General features: G+C 56.4%; 18 protein-coding genes. 16 read left to right on the top strand and 2 right to left on the bottom strand.

Features of this window, described 5'->3' with window-relative positions:
- Positions 1 to 5 precede the first annotated feature (5 nt).
- Positions 6 to 869, bottom strand: coding sequence for a DUF6544 family protein (locus BMY44_RS13370; protein ID WP_131801612.1), 864 nt, complete (start codon positions 867 to 869; stop codon positions 6 to 8).
- Between the two features lie 282 nt (positions 870 to 1,151).
- Here BMY44_RS13370 and BMY44_RS13365 point away from each other — a divergent pair, with 282 nt between their 5' ends.
- The 7 genes from BMY44_RS13365 to BMY44_RS13335 all read left to right on the top strand — a co-directional run bounded on the left by BMY44_RS13365 (position 1,152) and on the right by BMY44_RS13335 (position 9,128).
- Positions 1,152 to 1,793 (top strand): DUF924 family protein, encoded by a 642-nt coding sequence (locus BMY44_RS13365; RefSeq protein WP_089995764.1) that lies wholly within the window; start codon positions 1,152 to 1,154, stop codon positions 1,791 to 1,793.
- Positions 1,794 to 1,980: 187 nt separating this feature from the next.
- On the top strand, positions 1,981 to 3,561 hold the full coding sequence (locus BMY44_RS13360; protein ID WP_089995761.1) for an ABC transporter substrate-binding protein: 1,581 nt from the start codon (positions 1,981 to 1,983) through the stop codon (positions 3,559 to 3,561).
- 118 nt (positions 3,562 to 3,679) lie between these two features.
- Positions 3,680 to 5,242: an ABC transporter substrate-binding protein gene (locus tag BMY44_RS13355; protein WP_089995758.1), complete on the top strand. Its 1,563-nt coding sequence runs from the start codon at positions 3,680 to 3,682 to the stop codon at positions 5,240 to 5,242.
- A gap of 16 nt (positions 5,243 to 5,258) precedes the next feature.
- Complete coding sequence (locus BMY44_RS13350; protein WP_089995755.1) at positions 5,259 to 6,239, top strand: ABC transporter permease; 981 nt, start codon at positions 5,259 to 5,261, stop codon at positions 6,237 to 6,239.
- On the top strand, positions 6,239 to 7,183 hold the full coding sequence (locus BMY44_RS13345; protein WP_089995752.1) for an ABC transporter permease: 945 nt from the start codon (positions 6,239 to 6,241) through the stop codon (positions 7,181 to 7,183). The genes BMY44_RS13350 and BMY44_RS13345 overlap by 1 nt, the downstream gene beginning before the upstream one ends.
- Positions 7,183 to 8,157 carry an ABC transporter ATP-binding protein gene (locus tag BMY44_RS13340; protein WP_089995749.1) on the top strand — a complete coding sequence of 325 codons (975 nt, stop codon included), beginning with the start codon at positions 7,183 to 7,185 and terminating at the stop codon, positions 8,155 to 8,157. Before BMY44_RS13345 ends, BMY44_RS13340 begins: the two co-directional genes overlap by 1 nt.
- Positions 8,157 to 9,128 carry an ABC transporter ATP-binding protein gene (locus BMY44_RS13335; protein ID WP_089995746.1) on the top strand — a complete coding sequence of 324 codons (972 nt, stop codon included), beginning with the start codon at positions 8,157 to 8,159 and terminating at the stop codon, positions 9,126 to 9,128. Before BMY44_RS13340 ends, BMY44_RS13335 begins: the two co-directional genes overlap by 1 nt.
- Positions 9,129 to 9,298: 170 nt before the next feature.
- Here BMY44_RS13335 and BMY44_RS13330 read toward each other — a convergent pair whose 3' ends face one another.
- Complete coding sequence (locus tag BMY44_RS13330) at positions 9,299 to 9,958, bottom strand: GntR family transcriptional regulator (protein WP_165611849.1); 660 nt, start codon at positions 9,956 to 9,958, stop codon at positions 9,299 to 9,301.
- 157 nt (positions 9,959 to 10,115) lie between these two features.
- Here BMY44_RS13330 and BMY44_RS13325 point away from each other — a divergent pair, with 157 nt between their 5' ends.
- The 9 genes from BMY44_RS13325 to BMY44_RS13285 all read left to right on the top strand — a co-directional run bounded on the left by BMY44_RS13325 (position 10,116) and on the right by BMY44_RS13285 (position 18,826).
- Positions 10,116 to 10,409 (top strand): ribbon-helix-helix domain-containing protein, encoded by a 294-nt coding sequence (locus BMY44_RS13325; protein WP_089995740.1) that lies wholly within the window; start codon positions 10,116 to 10,118, stop codon positions 10,407 to 10,409.
- Positions 10,410 to 10,516: 107 nt separating this feature from the next.
- Entirely contained in the window at positions 10,517 to 10,912 is a 396-nt protein-coding gene (locus BMY44_RS13320; RefSeq protein WP_089995737.1) for a VOC family protein, read from the top strand.
- A gap of 20 nt (positions 10,913 to 10,932) precedes the next feature.
- Positions 10,933 to 11,457, top strand: coding sequence for a twin-arginine translocation signal domain-containing protein (locus BMY44_RS13315; protein ID WP_089997166.1), 525 nt, complete (start codon positions 10,933 to 10,935; stop codon positions 11,455 to 11,457).
- A gap of 14 nt (positions 11,458 to 11,471) precedes the next feature.
- Positions 11,472 to 13,043 carry a GMC family oxidoreductase gene (locus BMY44_RS13310; RefSeq protein WP_089995733.1) on the top strand — a complete coding sequence of 524 codons (1,572 nt, stop codon included), beginning with the start codon at positions 11,472 to 11,474 and terminating at the stop codon, positions 13,041 to 13,043.
- Between the two features lie 56 nt (positions 13,044 to 13,099).
- On the top strand, positions 13,100 to 14,359 hold the full coding sequence (locus tag BMY44_RS13305; RefSeq protein WP_089995730.1) for a PQQ-dependent sugar dehydrogenase: 1,260 nt from the start codon (positions 13,100 to 13,102) through the stop codon (positions 14,357 to 14,359).
- Positions 14,356 to 14,937: a c-type cytochrome gene (locus BMY44_RS13300; protein ID WP_089995727.1), complete on the top strand. Its 582-nt coding sequence runs from the start codon at positions 14,356 to 14,358 to the stop codon at positions 14,935 to 14,937. Before BMY44_RS13305 ends, BMY44_RS13300 begins: the two co-directional genes overlap by 4 nt.
- Positions 14,938 to 15,719: 782 nt before the next feature.
- Positions 15,720 to 16,442, top strand: coding sequence for a hypothetical protein (locus tag BMY44_RS13295; protein ID WP_242650567.1), 723 nt, complete (start codon positions 15,720 to 15,722; stop codon positions 16,440 to 16,442).
- Positions 16,443 to 16,523: 81 nt separating this feature from the next.
- Positions 16,524 to 17,723, top strand: a complete 1,200-nt coding sequence (locus BMY44_RS13290) for an N-acetyltransferase DgcN family protein (protein WP_089995724.1) — start codon at positions 16,524 to 16,526, stop codon at positions 17,721 to 17,723.
- On the top strand, positions 17,720 to 18,826 hold the full coding sequence (locus BMY44_RS13285) for an alanine/ornithine racemase family PLP-dependent enzyme (protein WP_089995721.1): 1,107 nt from the start codon (positions 17,720 to 17,722) through the stop codon (positions 18,824 to 18,826). Before BMY44_RS13290 ends, BMY44_RS13285 begins: the two co-directional genes overlap by 4 nt.
- The last annotated feature ends 25 nt before the right edge of the window (positions 18,827 to 18,851 follow it).

Here is an 18,851-nt window from a genome sequence, read left to right as displayed (position 1 = left end):
CCTTTTCAGAAGTGGCGTACGTGTGTCAGGCGTGCGATGAAGAACGGAAGGAAGTGGTCGGTGCCAAAGTGATTTCCCACGGTGACGCGACTTGGAATCGTGAAACCATTGTAGTTGTCTTCGGCCTGGATCGTCGCGCCAAAGGGCTGGATTTTGTACGTCTTTTCGACGTTCGAGTCGCTCCATCGCATGGTCCAGATTTCTTTCAGAGCACCATCTGCATTGATCCGAAGGGTGATCGTTATCGCCTCTGCCTCCGTGCCAAACGTGACATCCGCGGTATCTGGGCCGGTCTGCACCCACGACGCGCCATTGGCGGGCAACATCGTGGCGGGAGCCCAAATAGCCTCGATCGCGGGGCGGGCCGCGGCCGCACGATCAAGATCAGCTGTTGCTGCAAGTTGGACCAGCGGCAGGCTGTGCAACATCCAGAAACGGGTCCAGCCATGACGATGATGCAGCCCGTCACTGCCGCTGATCCGGACGGGGCCTGATGACATCCGCGCAATCCAGACGAACTCATGCGGCGGCGCGAGGACTTGCCGCGCCAGCATAGCAAAGGTTTTCTGCGCGCCGGGCTCTCCCAGAAGGAATTCGCCCGCCATCTCCAACTCTGCTTTGCGCAGCAGCGGAGTGCCTGGCGCAATGGCATGGTTCAGGTAACGCTGGGCAACCTCTGGCAGGTCACGAACCATTTCCGGTGTGTAGCGATCCGCAGTTTCGGTTTGACGGCTGGCAATGTCAGCCCATGCTGTTTCCGCGTCGGCCATGCCGTTTCGATATCGGGCGTTGGCCCAAAGCCACGCACCTGCGATGACGGCGACAATCAGGAACAGAAATTTCCCGGAAATCGTGATCCATTCACTCATTGCCAAAGACCTCTGTGCTTCTGCTTGCTTATGGCTAAGGGTCATGGGCAACAGGCGCATTGAGATAAATCAAAGAGACTGTGTTCAGGCGATCTCAAGCATTCTGCGCCTGTGCCATTTGCAACTTTGAAGCGTCAAATAACACCTCCAGTTCAGCGTTTTGGATTTCGGCGGGTGTGCTGAATAGCTTCGCGTTGAAGGCATGCTGTCTTGAAATTTCATTGGCAATGGGAGGGGTTTGCCTTCAACGTCAGGGGGACCTTATGGTTTTGGGAGGCTGCAATGCCAGATCAATCTGATGTCACGGCCCAAGAGATCATCGACTTCTGGTTTCCGGATGGACCACGCCCGGAACCAAAGGCCCACCTGGATTTGTGGGCATGGCGAATGAGGGGCGGGGCAAACGACGAGATAAACGCGAAATACGTGGATGCCACCGCACGTGCGGCGCAAGGCGCGTTCGACGATTGGGCGAAGGATCCGATTGGCCGGCTCGCTCTGATTATTTTACTCGACCAGTTTTCACGAACTGTGTGGGCCGGAACGGCAAAGGCCTATGCGCAAGACCAGAAGGCGCTGGCCCTTTGCCTTGAGGGTCTTGAGAACGGCCACTTCGACGCGCTTGACAATGTGTGGTTCAAGTCGGTTTTCAAATTGCCCATGGAACACTGTGAATGCCCGGATCATCTGGCGAACCTTGACCGCGTCATCGCGATTGCGGATCAAATTCACGAAGACGCCCCTGAAAACCTGAAAGAGGTGTACGCATTCGCGGCTGCCCAACCAAGAAAACACAGGGCTGTGATCGCCCAATTCGGGCGACATAGCCATCGCAATGACATTCTGGGGCGCAGTTCAACGCCCGAAGAAATGGTTTACATAGCCAACGGTGTTTTCCCGCATGAAACCAAGCTGGAAGTCTGATAGGCTTGAGATCGCAGTGCATAGGTCAGAACCACGTGTAGTTCTGCCAGGATACTTGGTCCCATCAAACGGCATTTTGCCTGCGAATGAGATTTAGGCCAAGTTGGGTCTTGTTATTCGTCTTGCGGTCGCAAAGACTGCGTAGATGACTGAATGAACCACAAAAAGAACAACTGGGGGAAATCCAATGAACGTGAAAATCGCAATCTCGATGGTTGGCGCGCTGATGCTGACGACCGCGCCGCTGGCGGCGGAAACGCTCCGCTGGGCACGCTCCGGTGATGCGCTGACGCTTGATCCGCATGCGCAGAACGAGGGCCCGACGCATACTGTTCGCCATCAAATGTACGAACCGCTGATTATCCGTGATGTCACAGGTGCATTTGAACCGGCGCTTGCGACCGATTGGGCACCTTCAGCCGATGATCCCAATGTCTGGGTGTTCAACCTGCGTGAAGGCGTCACATTCCATGACGGCGCTGATTTCACCGCAGAAGACGTGGTCTTCAGCTTTGAACGTGCCAAGCAGCCAAATTCCGACATGAAAGAGCTGATCGGTTCGATCACTGAAGTACGGGCCGTGGATGATTACACCGTCGAGATCGTGACCGACGGGCCAAACCCGATTCTGCCGTCAAACCTGACGAACCTTTTCATCATGGATAAGGGTTGGACCGAGGCGAACAATACCGTCAACGTTCAGGACTTCGAGGGTGGTGAAATCACGTTTGCCACAACCAACGCAAACGGTACCGGCCCTTATGTCCTACAAAGTCGGGAGCCAGACGTTAAAACGGTGATGGTCCGGAACGACAACTACTGGGGCATCGACCAGTTCCCGATGGAAGTCACCGAGATTGTTTATACCCCGATCCAGAACGAGGCGACCCGCGTCGCAGCGATGCTGTCGGGCGAAATCGACTTTTTGCAGGATATGCCCGTACAGGATCTTGAACGGGTCAATGCCACTGACGGGCTTGTCGTCAAACAGGCACCGCAGAACCGTGTGATCTTTTTCGGCATGAACCAAGGTGCTGACGATATCGAAGCGGACAATGTCGATGGCAAGAATCCTCTTGCGGACGTGCGCGTGCGCAAGGCGATGTCCATGGCGATCAATCGTGATGCGATCCAGCAGGTTGTGATGCGCGGCCAGTCAGAGCCCGCAGGCATGGTCGCGCCGCCTTTCGTCAATGGCTGGACTGCGGAAATGGATGCTGAATCCAGCACCGACGTTGAGGCCGCGAAGGCGCTGATGGCCGAAGCGGGCTATGCGGATGGTTTTTCCATTCGTCTGGACTGCCCCAATGACCGCTATGTGAATGACGAGGGTATCTGTCAGGCTGCCGTGGGTATGCTTGGCCAGATCGGTGTCACGGTCAATCTGGACGCCAAGCCAAAGGCCCAGCACTTTCCGCTGATTACCGATGGCCAGACCGATTTCTACATGCTGGGCTGGGGCGTTCCGACCTACGATTCTGAATATATCTTCAACTTCCTTGTCCATGGGCGGGAAGCCGATATCGGGACGTGGAATGGCACGGGCTTTGACAATGACGAGCTGGATGCGAAGATCAAATCTTTGGCTTCCAACACCGATCTGGAAGCGCGGAATGCTGACATCGCCGACATCTGGCGGGTGGTACAGGACGAAGTGCTGTACATCCCGATTCACCATCAGGTACTGAACTGGGGCATGTCCGAAAGAGTCGGTATCGAGGTTGATCCCGAAGACCAGCCCAAGGTCAAGTATTTCACGATGAACTGATCTGTTCGCGGCGCGTTGTCCTGCAGCGCGCCGCGACGTTTTTTCCGAATGCGTCAATCCGAAGACTGCGCGTTTTTCCGGACGATCTGCCACCTGCATGCAAATATGAGGACATAACATGACACGTTCCCTTCTACTGGCCGCTTTGGCGATGGTCTTTGCTCCGGCAGTTCAGGCGGAAGAGTTCCGCTGGGCTGTCACGACTGACCCGCAGACGATGGACCCGCATGCCGTGAACTCGGCCCCTGTTCTGGGTTTTCTCAACAATGTCTACGAGGGCCTTGTGCGTCGCGGTAAGGACATGAGCGTCGAGCCCGCGCTTGCCACGAGCTGGGAGCCGATTGGCGATGGCGAGGGCTGGCGGTTCAATTTGCGCGAAGGCGTCACCTTTCAGGACGGCAGCGCATTTGATGCCGAGGATGTTTTGTTTTCCTATCAGCGTGCATCCAGTGAAGAGGCCGATACACGCAGCTGGTTCGCCCCTGTTTCTGATGTGGTTGTCGTCGATGACTTCACGGTCGATTTCATGACGACCGCGCCCAATCCGATTTTTCCCGACAGCATTGCCAACTGGATGATCATGGACAGCGACTGGGCCGAGGCGAACAGTGCCACGCGCCCTGACAAGGAAAGCGGGAACTTTGCGACCCTGAATGCCAATGGCACAGGCGCGTTCCAGATCACCGCACGCGAACCGGGGTTGAGCACTGTGCTGGAACCTTATGCTGGCTGGTGGGGTGATGCTGAACACAACATCACGCGGGCCGAATTGACACCGATCCAGAATCCGGCGACCGCACTGGCCGCCCTACTGTCCGGAGATGTGGACTTTATCAATCCTGTCCCCGTTCAGGATGTCGCCCGACTGCAGAGTGATCCGGATGTTCAGGTCATTCAGGGGATTGAAGCGCGGGTCATCATGTTGGGATTTCCGCATCAAGCCGATGCGCTGAAGTATTCTTCAGAGACGACGGATGCCAACCCTTTCGCGGACGTGCGCGTGCGCCGCGCTGTGGCACATGCAGTTAACGTACCGGCGATCCTGCAAACTATCATGCGCGGCAATGCAGAGCCGGCCAATCAGCTGGTCAGTCCAGCGATGCGCGGCTACACCGCAGGACTTGGCGAAACGGCTTACGACCCGGATGCGGCCCGCTCACTGTTGGCCGAGGCGGGCTATGCCGACGGTTTTTCCTTTGGTTTGAAGTGCCCGAACGACCGATATTTGAACGATGAAGCTGTATGTCAGGCGATCACAGGGATGCTGGCGCAGGTTGGCATGCGCGCGACCTTGGACGCGATGCCCGTACAGAATTACTGGCCCGAACTGCGCGAGGATAACTACGATATGTATCTGCTGGGCTGGTCGCCCGGCACGTTTGATGCCGAACATCCGATCCGTTTCCTTGCTGCGACTCCCAATGAAGAGAAGAAGTTGGGCAGCTGGAATTTCGGGGATTTCTCGAACGCGCGGGTCGACGAGTTATTGCCGCAAATCCAGTCGGAGATTGACGACACAGCCCGTCAGGCCATGCTTGACGAAACTGCACAGATCCTTTTCGACGAGATGGCATATGTTCCGCTTTACGTTCAGCCTCTTGTCTGGGGAACCCGGAGCAACGTGTCACTGACGCAGCGTCCGGACGACTTCTTGCTTCTGCGCTGGGTGACGGTGAACTGAACGAAAGCCACAGCGTATGCTTGCTTATATTATCCGACGCGTCGGACAGTCGATCCTTGTTCTGCTGATCGTGGGCCTTGTCGCCTTTTCGATGTTCACCTTCGTGGGTGATCCGATCGACAACATGCTGGGGCAGGAGCGCACGGCAGAGGATATCGAGCGGTTGCGCGTGCAGCTTGGTCTCGATCAGCCGTTTCCGGTGCAATACTTCAAGTTTCTGCAGGGCGCGCTGGAAGGTAATTTCGGTGTGAGTTACAGGCAGGGCCGCCCGGTTGCAGATATCCTGCTGGAGCGCGCGCCCGCGACCTTGGAGCTTGCCGCAGTGTCCGGTGTTCTAGCCATCGTATTCGGTATCGCCCTGGGCGTGTTTACCGCGATCCGGCGTGATGGCTGGTTGGCCAATTTCATCATGTCGGCGTCACTGGTCGGGGTGTCATTGCCGACATTTCTGATCGGCATTCTGCTGATTTATGTCTTTTCGGTTGAACTTGGCTGGTTGCCCAGCTTCGGACGGGGCGAAACCGTGGACATTGGTGGTTGGAAGACAGGATTTCTGACCGAAAGCGGGCTGAAGGCGCTGATCCTGCCCTCGATCACGTTGGGACTTTATCAGATGACGTTGATCATGCGGCTGGTCCGATCCGAGATGCTGGAGGTCTTGCGACAGGACTACATTCGCTTCGCCCGTGCGCGCGGCTTGCGCAGCCGTGTGGTCAATTTCCGCCATGCTTTGAAAAACACGATGGTGCCGGTTATCACGGTGATCGGATTGCAACTGGGCGCGATCATTGCTTTTGCCATCATTACCGAAACCGTGTTCCAGTGGCCGGGTGTTGGGTTGCTGTTCATCAATGCAATCCAGTTTGTCGATATTCCGGTCATGGCGGCGTACCTGATGCTGATTTCCGTTCTGTTCGTCGCGATCAACTTGATTGTCGATCTGCTCTACTTTTTCATCGACCCGCGCTTGCGGGCGGATCGGGCGGGAGGCCATTGATGTCGAGCCCTGACACCACACCGCGCGTAAAGTCGAGACTGGCATTGGCGCTGGAAAGCGATGTTTTCTATTCTTTCCGCCGCTCTCCGGTTGCAATTGTTTCAGCCGTCGTTGTGATGATCCTTGTCTTTTCGGCGCTTTTTGCGCCCTTGATCGCACCGACGAACCCCTTTGACCCTGCAAGCCTGAACCTGATGAACGGCTTCACGCCGCCTTCTGCGCCGAACGCGTTCACCGGAGAGACATTTCTGCTTGGTACAGATGATCAGGGTCGCGATGTCTTTTCAACGATCCTTTATGGCATGCGCATTTCGCTGTTCGTGGGTGTCGCAGCGGTCGGGTTTGCAATGGTTCTTGGTATCACGCTGGGCTTGCTTTCCGGCTATGTCGGTGGCTGGACCGAAACCGTTATTATGCGCATCGCCGATGTGCAGCTTACCTTTCCGTCGATCCTTGTGGCCATGCTCATCTTTGGCATCGCCAAAGGCGTGACCCCTGTTGAATATCGTGACCAGATGGCGATCTGGGTGTTGATCCTTGCTATCGGTTTGTCCGATTGGGTTCAGTTCGCCCGCGTGGTGCGTGGTGCAACGCTGGTCGAGAAGAACAAGGAATACGTGCAGGCCGCGCGGCTGATCGGGCGCAAGCCCGGTGCGATCATGTTGTGGCATATTCTGCCAAATGTGCTGTCGCCTGTGCTGGTGATCGCGACGATCTCGCTTGCCTTGGCGATTATCGCAGAGGCTACGCTTTCCTTCCTCGGTGTCGGCGCACCGCCCACGCAGCCGAGCCTTGGAACTTTGATCCGCATCGGGCAGGGGTTCTTGTTCTCGGGCGAGTGGTGGATCCTGTTCTTTCCCGCGGTCACGTTGCTGGCGCTGGCCTTGTCAGTGAACCTGCTTGGTGACTGGCTGCGCGATGCACTTAATCCGAGGTTGCGCTGATGGCCGGGCCGGTTCTGTCCATCCGCAATCTGTCTGTCGAAATCCCCACGCGCCACGGGATCGTGAAGCCTGTGGATGGGGTCAGCTATGACATCGCGCCGGGTGAGATTTTGGGCATTGTTGGCGAAAGTGGTGCTGGCAAATCCATGGCCGGAAACGCGGTGATCGGCCTTCTCAGCCCTCCGGCGCATATCGCTTCTGGTGAGATCTGGCTGAATGGCGAGAGGATCGACCAATTGACCGGAGAGGCCATGCGGCGGTTGCGCGGCAAGCATATCGGTATGGTCTTTCAGGATCCGCTGACTTCGCTCAACCCGTTGCTGCGGATCGGGGACCAGCTGGTTGAAACCATGCGCACCCATATTGATATCAGCCAGTCCGAAGCAGAAAAGCGCGCCATCGCCGCACTTGACGAAGTCGGGATTCCGGGTGCCGCAGAACGGGTTGACAGTTACCCGCACGAGTTTTCAGGCGGTATGCGTCAAAGGGTTGTGATTGCACTGGCGCTTTGTGCCGAACCGTCGCTGATTATCGCCGACGAGCCGACGACCGCTCTGGATGTGTCAGTGCAGGCGCAGATCATCGCGCTGCTGCGGCGCTTGTGCCGGGAGCGTGGGACAGCCGTGATGCTGATTACCCATGACATGGGTGTGATCGCCGAAGCCACGGACCGCGTGGGCGTGATGTATGCGGGGCGTCTGGCGGAAATCGGACCGGTCGAAAGCGTGCTGACCCATCCACGGCACCCTTACACCCACGGATTGATGGCCTCGACACCGCTGGCATCGGCGGGAAAGGATCGGCTGCATCAGATTCCCGGCGCGATGCCACGTCTTGATGCCGTTCCGGATGGATGTGCATTTCATCCCCGTTGCCCCTATGCGGCGGATCGCTGCCGCGTGGAACCCCGCCCGCGCGTGGAAGACGACGCCGCTGCTTGTTGGTTTCCGCTCGTGCAGGAGGCTGTGTCCTGATGGCGCTTGTCCGTGTTCGCAACCTCACCCGCGTTTTTGATGTGTCCAAGCCTTGGCTGAACCGCGTGATCGAACGGCGCGCAAAGGCGTATCTGACCGCAGTTTCAGATGTCGATTTCGACATCGCCGAGCGCAGTACCTATGCGCTGGTCGGGGAAAGCGGGTCGGGGAAGTCGACAATTGGTCGGATGCTGGTGGGGTTGTTAAGGCCGACGGCAGGTAACGTGGAAATCGACGGGGTCGATCTGGCCAATGAAACCGACGCGGCGAAAGTCGATCTTATCCGCTCTGACATTCAGATGATTTTTCAGGATCCGTATGCTTCGCTCAATCCGCGCTGGCGGGTTCGCGATATTATCGTGGAGCCTGTCGCCGCGCGCGGCGGAAACACGGATGGGCTGGCAGCGAGGCTGCTGGAACAGGTCGGCTTGTCTGCATTGGATGCGGGCAAGTTTCCACACGAGTTTTCCGGCGGGCAGCGGCAGCGTATTTGTATCGCGCGCGCGCTTGCTTCTGAACCGCGGCTGATCGTCTGTGACGAACCGACATCAGCCCTTGATGTGTCAGTTCAGGCGCAAGTTCTGAACCTGATGAGCGATCTCAAGGATGATTTCGGGCTGACGTATGTTTTCATCAGCCACGATCTGACGGTCGTACGTCATATGGCGGACCGTATCGGCGTACTTTATCTGGGCCGTTTGGTCGAAGAAGCCAGCCCGCGCGACCTATTTGAAGCGCCCAAGCATCCGTACACCCAGATGTTGCTGGAGGCGGCACCGCGCATGGACGGGTTCGGGCGCGAGGTAGCGCCGCCCGAAGGCGAGATTCCAGATCCGATCAACCCGCCCACAGGCTGCGCCTTTCATCCGCGCTGCCCGATTGCACAAGACATCTGCAAGCACGAACGCCCTGAGATGAAGCAACATGGCAACGCACGCGCTGCCTGCCATTTCGCGTCGCTTGAGCCTTGACGGGCCGTTGATCCTTTGAACTGATTAGCGCGCATAGCTGTGAGTGAAGCCTTGTTTGAACTGCTACCGGCGATCAAATTGATTGGCGTTTCGGGACAACAAACGGGGTCCTGCCTTGCACCATTGCTGCGATGGCCGCAGTTCAGATCAGCGACAGAGCCGCATAACCGTCAGTGCGGGTTTTCCATCGCGCTGATGATTGATTCATACGAACTCCCGATATGGCTTTGCATGATCCTGGCCGCCTCGTCGGGGCGGTTGTCGAAGAGCGCTTCGACGATCTCTCGGTGTTGCTGCCACACCGGGACGATCGCGCTTGGGTCGCGTAGCACTTCTGCCATGGAGCGCCTGATGTGGTGCCAATTATTACGCATGGATGTTTCGATGACCTGATTGCGGCTCCAGGCATAGATCATTTCGTGAAACATCATATCGGCGCGCACAAGCTGGCCGAGCTTGTTGCTGGTGAGCGCTTTTTCTCCGGCGCGCAGGACCTTGTCAGCGAGCTTTCGATCAGCGCTGGTCAGATGCTGACCGGCAAGTTTGACAGCGAAGGGTTCGATCACAGTGCGGTAGTCATAGATCGCGCGAAACAGATCACGATCAAAGCGCGTGACAACGACCGATCGGCGCCCTGTATCCTCGACCAGACCGTTGGCTTTGAGGATGGAGATGGCGCTGTTCACTGGCTGGCGTGACACGTTCAGCTTTGCGGCGATTTCGTCCTGATTCAGCCTTTCACCCGGGGCAAATTCGCCCGTGCAGATCGCATCTGTCAGAATGTCGTAGGTTTCTTCGACCAATGTCTTTTTCGGTTTTACCGCGTCCATTGATCGGTCCTGCCGTTCTGCTGTTTGTGCAAGTCTATCACCTTTGGTTTCACTGAATAGACTCAAATTCGTATTTGGTATACGAAATTTGGGCTGACGACTCATTGCTGGGTCTGCGGGTATCGCGGGTGACGGTCCATTTCTGGGAGGAAACAAGATGTGCCGAGTTTTTGCCGGACAAGATCCGAACCGTTATGAAAGCCACACGCGGCGCTTGCGCCTGAACGGTCAAAGTACCAGTATCCGGCTGGAAAATGCATTTTGGCAAGTAATTGATAATATTGCGAAAAACGATGACATGACCACGCCGATGTTTATCTCGAAGCTCCATTCCGAGGTGCTGGAGCAACGCGGGGAACCGGTGAATTTTACATCTTTGCTGCGGTGTGCGTGTTTGAAATTCATGGAAATCTCCCCGGCCCAAAAGCCATTGGTTATTGCCGCTGAATAGTCTTCCAAGCCTCGCATAATCTGAAAAAAGCAGGGTAGTAACGTCATACTACCCGCGAGAAACCACCGCTCCTTAACCTCGACTTGTAACCAACAAGTGAGGTGGCAGTGGCCAAGACGATACATTCCATGATCCGCGTTCTGGACGAGGCACGCTCTGTCGCGTTCTACGAAAAGGCGTTTGGCCTGACCGTCGCAGACCGGCTTGATTTCCCTGATTTCACGCTGATCTATCTCAGCAATGCGGACAGTTGGTTTGAACTTGAACTGACCGTCAACAAGGATCGCACAGAACCTTATGACCTTGGTGATGGCTACGGCCATCTGGCTGTGTCCGTCGATGATCTTGATGCCGAGCATGCCCGGTTCGAGACCGAGGGCCTCGCCCCACGCAAACTTGTGGAATTTGCACCTGCCGGAGAACTGGTGGGCCGCTTTTTCTTTGTGGCCGACCCGGACGGCTATCAGATCGAAGTGCTCGAACGGTCGGGGCGCTTTCAGTAATGATCAAGGGAGGAAAGATCATGGTAACGACACTTGGCCCCAAGGGGCTGACCCGCCGCCAATTGCTGTCGCGCGCGACAGCGGCTGGGGCATCATTCGTGGTTGGGGCTGGTTTTCTAGCTGCGCCGAACGCGGCCTGGGCCGTGGAAACAACCGCGCTGACGCCCGAAACATTCGCAACCCTCGTTCAAATGGCCCGCGATATTTATCCGCACGACAAGGTTGGCGATGAATTCTACGTCGCCGCCGTGAAAGGCTATGACAGCGAAGACGCCGCCGACGGAATTGAGGCCGGGATTGCCGCACTGAACGGTGCCGCCCAAGGCAAAGGCTTTGACAATTATCTTGCCGTCGGTTGGGAGCGTGACCGCGTTGATATCCTGCGTGGCATGGAAGACAGCGCGTTCTTTCAGCAAATCCGCGGCGGTCTTGTCACCGGTCTTTATAACCAAAAAGCCGTCTGGCCGATCTTTGGCTATGAAGGCGCGTCTTTCGAGCTTGGTGGTTACATCGACCGCGGCTTTGACGACATCAACTGGCTGTAGAGGGGGATCGTATCATGACAGCACCTTTTGATCTGAACGATGACTCTGTCGTCGTCATCATCGGCACTGGCGCAGGCGGTGGCGTCCTAGCCAACGAACTAGCCCAGAAAGGCGTCAGCGTTGTCGCTTTGGAAGCAGGCGGCCGGTATCTGCCGCAGGATTACGTCAACGACGAATGGGAAAGTTTTGGCCAGTTGGCCTGGACCGATGCGCGCACCACATCCGGCGATTGGCGCGTGGCCAAGGATTTCAGTGGTTTGCCTGCCTGGATCGTCAAGGCTGTGGGCGGCACCACGACCCACTGGGCCGGTGCTTCGTTGCGCTTTCAGGACCACGAGTGGAAGGCTGCCACGACCTATGGTGACGTGCAGGGCGCGAACCTGCTCGACTGGCCCATCGATCCGCGCGAGATGGATGACTATTATACCAAGGCCGAAGATAAGTTGGGCGTGACACGCACCGGCGATCGTCCGGGACTTCCGGGGAACAACAATTACAAGGTGTTCGAAGCCGGGGCCAAGGCGCTGGGTTACACCGAAGTTCATACCGGTCGCATGGCGATCAATTCGGACAACAACCGTGATCGGCAAATGTGCCAGCAGACCGGGTTCTGCTTTCAGGGTTGCAAATGGGGCGCGAAATGGTCTGCTGCCTACACCGACATTCCTGAAGGCGAGGCAACTGGCAATCTGGAAGTGAGAGAGCTGTCACATGTGGCCCGTATCCAGCATAACGAAGCGGGCAAGGTCACAGGCGTCGAATACTTCGATGCGGACGGAAACCTGCAGATGCAAAAGGCCAAGGTGGTCTGCGTGGCTGGGAATTCCTTTGAAAGCCCGCGCATGTTGCTCAATTCAGCCTCCTCAATGTTCCCTGACGGGCTCGCCAACTCATCCGGCCAGGTGGGGCGTAACTACATGCGCCACATGACCGGGTCGGTCTATGCCACCTTCGAACAGCCAGTGAAGATGTGGCGTGGCACAACGATGGCCGGGATCATTCAGGACGAGGCCCGTCACGATCCAAGTCGCGGTTTCGTTGGTGGGTACGAGTTGGAAACGCTCGCTTTGGGCCTGCCGTTCATGGCGGCTTTCCTTGATCCCGGTGCATGGGGACGGGAGTTTACCTCTGCCTTGGATTCCTATGAAAACATGGCCGGCATGTGGATCGTGGGGGAAGACATGCCACAGGAAACCAACCGTGTGACGCTAAATCATGATGTGACCGACCAGCATGGGCTGCCGGTTGCGAACGTTCACTTCAGTGACCACCCCAATGATGTTGCAATGCGTAACCATGCATACCAACAAGGTATCGCGGTTTACGAAGCGGTCGGCGCGACGCGGGTATTCCCGACGCCGCCTTATCCCTCTACGCATAACCTCGGCACCAACCGGATGTCTGCCAATGCACGCGATGGCGTGGTCAACGCACATGGGCAGACCCACGATATTGCGAACTTGTTTATCTCTGACGGATCGCAATTCACGACGGGCGCTGCCGAAAACCCGACCTTGACGATCGTCGCGCTGGCTATCCGTCAGGCGGATTTCATTGCGGGCGAACTGTCGCGCGGAAATATCTAAGAGCGACCGCCGCATCCCTGTCTTGGGGTGCGGCATTTCAATTGGGAGGATGATTAATGCAAAAATTTCTCAGTTCCGTTGCAGTTGCAACATTGGTGTCCAGCAGTACATTTGCGCAGACCGCAGATGTGCCAGACAACCTTGAAAAATTATCGAACTTTCAATCCACAGGGGTGACGGAGTTCACCTTTATCGAGCAAACCGGCGAATACGCTGACGGGATCAAGGCCACGCTCGAACAGATCTCCTTGCCGGATGGCTTCAAGATCGAGCTATATGCCGTCGTCCCCGATGCCCGCAGCATCGCCGTCGGTCCGCAAGGCATCGTGACATTTGTGGGGACCCGCAAGGACAAGGTTTGGTCGGTCACGGATCGCAATAAGGATCGCATCGCAGATGAGGTAAAGGACTTTGCACCTTCGCTGACCTTTTCGATCCCGAATGGGCCGTGTTTTTCCAAGGACGGGTTCCTGTATATCGCCGAACAGAACCGTGTTTTACTGTTTCCGGCCGCAGAGTTTTTCTATGAAAGTCCCGATGTGGCCGCGTTCAATCTGATCGCGCAGGGGGATTTAATTCCGCCGGAAGAAGAAAGTTTTAACCACTCTGCCCGCGTTTGCCGGGTCGGGCCGGACGACAAGGTCTATATTTCGCTTGGTCAGCCGTTCAACGTGGCCCCACCCGAAAAGCTGGACATGTATGCCGAATATGGCATTGGCGGGATCATCCGTTTGAACCGGGATGGGACAGGGCGCGAGGTCTATACCTACGGTGTGCGCAACTCGGTCGGGCACGATTTTCATCCTGTAACGGGTGAGCTTTGGTGGACTGACAACCAGGTTGACGGGATGGGTGACGACATTCCGCCGGGAGAGTTGAACCGCCAAACGGCTATGGGCCAGCACTTTGGGGCACCTTGGTACGGCGGCGGTGACATCCGTGTCAGCGATCACGGCTATGACAAGATGGAAGTACCCGTCGATGTCGTGATGCCGGTTGTTGAAACTGTCGCCCATGCTGCCGATCTGGGGATGAGTTTTTACACCGGCGACATGTTCCCAGCCAAGTACAAGAACGCCATCTTTTCGGCCCAACACGGATCATGGAACCGCACTGAACCTGTCGGCGCACGCGTCATGGTGACCTTCATCGACGAGGAGGGAAATGCAACGATGGAGCCCTTCGCCGAAGGCTGGCTGGATGCAAACGGAGAGTACCTTGGCCGCCCCATGGACGTCGCGCAATTGCGGGACGGGTCGATCATTGTGTCTGACGATCTCGCTGGTGCGCTTTACCGGATCAGCTACGGCGAATGATCGGGCGATACCTCTTTTGTCTCGGCGGACTTGCGTTCGCCGGGGCAGCTTTTGCGCAGGATTTGCCACCGGGTGATCCGGACGCGGGCCGCAAGGTCGCAGGGCAGTGCCGGACCTGTCATGGTCTTGACGGGTATGCGCAAATTCCTATCGCACCCCACATCGGCGGAGAGTCTGAGACATATCTTGTGGGGCAGCTGCGGGCGTTTCGCGATGGGACGCGCGAACATGAGATGATGACAGTTGTAACGCGCGGCATGGCCGATCAGGACATTGCAGATGTCGCTGCATGGTACAGCCAACACGAGGCTATCGCGACATTATCTGCCGATCCTGCGGATGCCCCGGAAGCCTGTATCGGATGCCATGGCACCGACGGGATTGCGCTTGTGGACGGCGTTCCTAACCTTGCGGGCGAGACGAACATTTACATCGCAACGCAGTTGAAAGCCTATCGTGAGGGCAAACGCGTGCACGAGATCATGTCTTCCGTCTCAGCGGATCTGGCCGACGACGATATCCGGAGGCTTGCCGACTGGTTTGCGGCGATCGCGTTGGAAATAGAGCCCTTGGAATGATGTCAGACCGACATGATGATGAGGCCTCTGGGTTATTCCAGGCGTCGCTTTAGATCGCCAAAGGCTTTGTAGTCCGTCAGCGTGGAAAGATCATGCGTGTTTGGCGTCGGGGCAGGTTTGGTAAGTCCCGCGCGTTTCCCGAAGAGGAAAGTCGCACCGTTGTTGATGCCGGTAGCGGTTTCGCGCCCCTTTCCTTGGCTTGAAGTAATGAGCGCGTCGCGAATTGGGCGCGCTTCGCACTCATTGCAAATTTATCACCAAGAGCTTATGTAGGAAGTACAAAGATTGTGCTTTTCTGCTATTCAGGCCCATCGCCTGCAAAAGCGAACTGCAATCTGCTATCAACACAATTCAACTGTCATATCCCGCAGCAAGGATCTGACGTTTGGGAAAGTTGCCGACAATCTCGCGCACGACCACACCGCACGTGCGGTGCGTTCGCCCGTTCCAACGGACGAACTGATCCAACATCTGCGAGAATAGTGGACAGCCTGCGCACTCTCTTGGGTTTGTGACAGGCCCCGACATGACCGGTTATGCGTAAGGCAGACCGCGTATAGCGAGGCGGCGCTTTCCCCGTCAGAGGAACCAAATAATGACTTTTCCTGGCATGGATACCCCAAACCGCGCCCTTGCGGACGCTTGTATCGCGGGGCTTGAATTGAATGGATCATAGGTCAGCGGTTAAGCATTTGCCCTGCAATGCAATTTGCGGGCGACATGAAAATTCGAAAGCGAGATTCATCGCCACGCTGTTTTTCGTTCCTATTTGCGCATTGCTCTTGCTGGCTACGTCCGCCTTTGGGCAGTCCGCATCACAAGCGCTTCCTGAAAATGCGACATCGAACAGCTATAGCGACGGCTGGAAATGCGATCTTGGTTATAGGCTTAGCGACGATGCCTGCACCCCGGTTCTTGTTCCGGAAAACGCCTACGAGACCAACCGGACCTATGGGTCGGGCTGGGAATGTCTGCATGGTTTTCGCAAGAGCAATGCGGCGACCTGCATTGCCGTCGTCGTTCCCGAGGGCGGTTTTCTGGAAGCCTCTGGCGAGCGCTGGCAATGTGGTCGCGGTTATCTGAAGCAAGGCGATACCTGTCTGGAAATCGTTGTGCCTGAAAACGGGTATCTGACAGATACGACCTATGGTTCTGCCTGGGTCTGCGACCGCGGTTTTGAAGCGGTTGATGGCACTTGTGTCGCAATCCTGGTGCCTGCCAACGCGTATCTGAATGCGGCTGGCTATGGTGAACCGTGGTTGTGTGACCGTGGATTTGTTGCGCGGGACGGTCAGTGCGAGGCAATCCTGATCCCTGAAAATGCCTATTTCGACGCCTCCAAATACGGCAGTGGCTGGAAGTGTGAACGCGGATATCTTGAAGCGGGTCAGACTTGCGCGCGCATTGACGTGCCAGAGAACGCCCATCTGGATCGATCCGGAAACCGCTGGCAGTGCGATAGGAACTTCCGCGAATCCCAAGGCCTTTGTGTCCTCAATAACTAGCATGAACGCAATTGCGACGGCTTCGGCCGATATGAGCGTGAAAGCATCAGCTTTCGCGCCGACACCCCGAAAGGAATACGCATGGAAATCGATATCAAACCCGCTGATGTGACCCGCCCGAATCTGGGTCAGTCAGCAGCGCCGCCTCTCATTGCGAATACACGCCGCAATGCTGCCGACGTTTCCCGGTTGACGGATGTCCCCACCGCGATCGTCTATTGTGAAGGCAATTTCGCACGGGTGGATGGAAAGACGGCCAACGGGCTGATCCGGCATTCAAAAGCGTTTCGCATCCTGTCTGTCATCGACAGCTTACATGAAGGCAAAGACAGCGGTCTGGTTCTTGATGAACAGTATAATGATATTCCGGTTTTTGCGGATCTTGAATCCGCCGTAATCCATGAACCGATGATCCCGGATACCCTGATCTATGGGATGGCACCGTCATCTGGCAAGCTGTCCCCTTCAGATCGTCAAGTGGTTTTGGACGCTATTGCCCTCGGCATGAATGTCGTCAGCGGATTGCATGAATATCTGAGTGATGACCCCGCGTTTTCTCAGGCGGCATTGGCCAATGGTGTCACCATTCGCGACATGCGCAAGCCAAAGGCCAGTAAGGACATGCGCCTTTTTGATGGGAGCGTGGCCGGGGTCAATGCATTGCGCATTGCAGTTCTCGGCACGGACTGCGCTATTGGCAAGCGGACAACCGCGACGGTATTGGCGCAAATCCTGAATGCGAAGGGAATCAAAACTGTTCTTGTTGGCACAGGCCAGACTGGTCTGATGCAAGGTGCAAAGTATGGCGTTGCGATGGATGCCGTTCCGCCCCAATTCTGCTGTGGCGAACTGGAAGGCGCGATTCTTGAAGCCGCCGACGCGGAGCAGCCTGACGTCATTTTGATTGAAGGTCAGGGTGCACTTAGTCATCCGGCATTCTGTACGTCAGCATTCATCTTGCGTGGTAGCCAACCCGATGCGGTAATTCTTCAGCATGCTCCGAAACGGGAACATCGCTGTGACTTTCCAGACATGCCGATGCCGACTCTTGCGAGCGAGATCGCCTTGATCGAGGCCTTCGCGGATACAAAGGTCATTGGGGTCACGCTTAACCACGAACAGATGTCCGATACAGAGATTACCAATGCAATCGCGGTCCAGTCGGATGCGCTTGGACTGCCTGTGACCGATGCCCTTAGCCGCCCGGCTGAGCATCTTCTTGACATGATGATGGCCGCCTATCCCGGCCTGCAAGAAACAAGGCCTGTGGCTGCGATATGAACAGCCCGCGCATAGAGGTGAATCTGTACAAGATACGCCACAATACGCAAACGCTCGTGGACCGACTGAAAACACGTGGCATCGCTGTGAGCGGAGTTACCAAAGCTGTTTGCGGGCAGCCGGCCATTGCGCAGGCCATGCTTAACGGTGGTGCCGTCGGCCTTGCCGAAGCGCGTCTGAGCAATGTGCGGACGCTACGCAACGCCGGGGTGAAGAGCGCTATCACTTTGATCCGGACGCCAATGATGCGTCAGGCGTCTGAAGTCGTGCAATTGTGTGAGCAAAGCTACAACACAGAGACCATCGTTATCCGCGCCCTTGCTGCGGCGGCCATCCAGCAAGACAGGAATCATGGTGTTATTCTGATGGTCGAGATGGGCGATCTGCGCGAAGGGATCCTGCCAGACGACCTTGGCGCGATTGCTGCGAATGTTGTCAAAATGCCAGGCGTCACGTTGACAGGTATCGGGGCGAATTTTGCCTGCCTCAATGGGGTTGCCCCGACTGTCGCGAATATGAATGACCTGTCTGCCCTTGCGTATGACACCGAGAAACGGATTGGTTTCGTCCTTCAGACGGTGTCCGGCGGAAATTCCGCGAACTTGCGCTGGGCATTTGAAGACAACCAGACTGGACGCGTCAATGATCTACGGCTTGGTGAGGCCATCCTGTGTGGTGTTGATCCCGTCACCGGGGATCGGATCAGCGGATTGTTTCAGGATACCTTTTCCATCGTCGCAGACGTTATCGAGACGGACACGAAGCCGGTCATACAAATCGATACCGATCAACCTATCGCGATGCTACGGCCTGTGCCGCGCGTTGATCACAACTGTCGTTTAATCCTTGCTATTGGGCATCAGGACACTGATGTTCGCGGTCTTACGATGCCGACGGGATACAGACTTGTTGGTGCAACAAGCGATCATCTTGTCATGAGCGCCGAGAAGTCCGTGCATTCGGTCGGATCGGAAGTGCGGTTTGACATAAACTATAGTGCGTTGATGCGCGCGATGGCTGCCCCCGACGTTTCTACAACGTTTCTTCACAATCAACCCGCCCACGACACCCAAATTCCAGATGCCAAACATGCAATGCATTGAACCGCAAATGGTGTGGATGCCTGCA

It is taken from the genome of Cognatiyoonia koreensis (assembly GCF_900109295.1).
GTDB classification, from domain to species: Bacteria; Pseudomonadota; Alphaproteobacteria; order Rhodobacterales; family Rhodobacteraceae; genus Cognatiyoonia; species Cognatiyoonia koreensis.
Note: the sequence above shows the minus strand (reverse complement) of the source record. Positions and strands in the feature narration are given on the sequence as shown.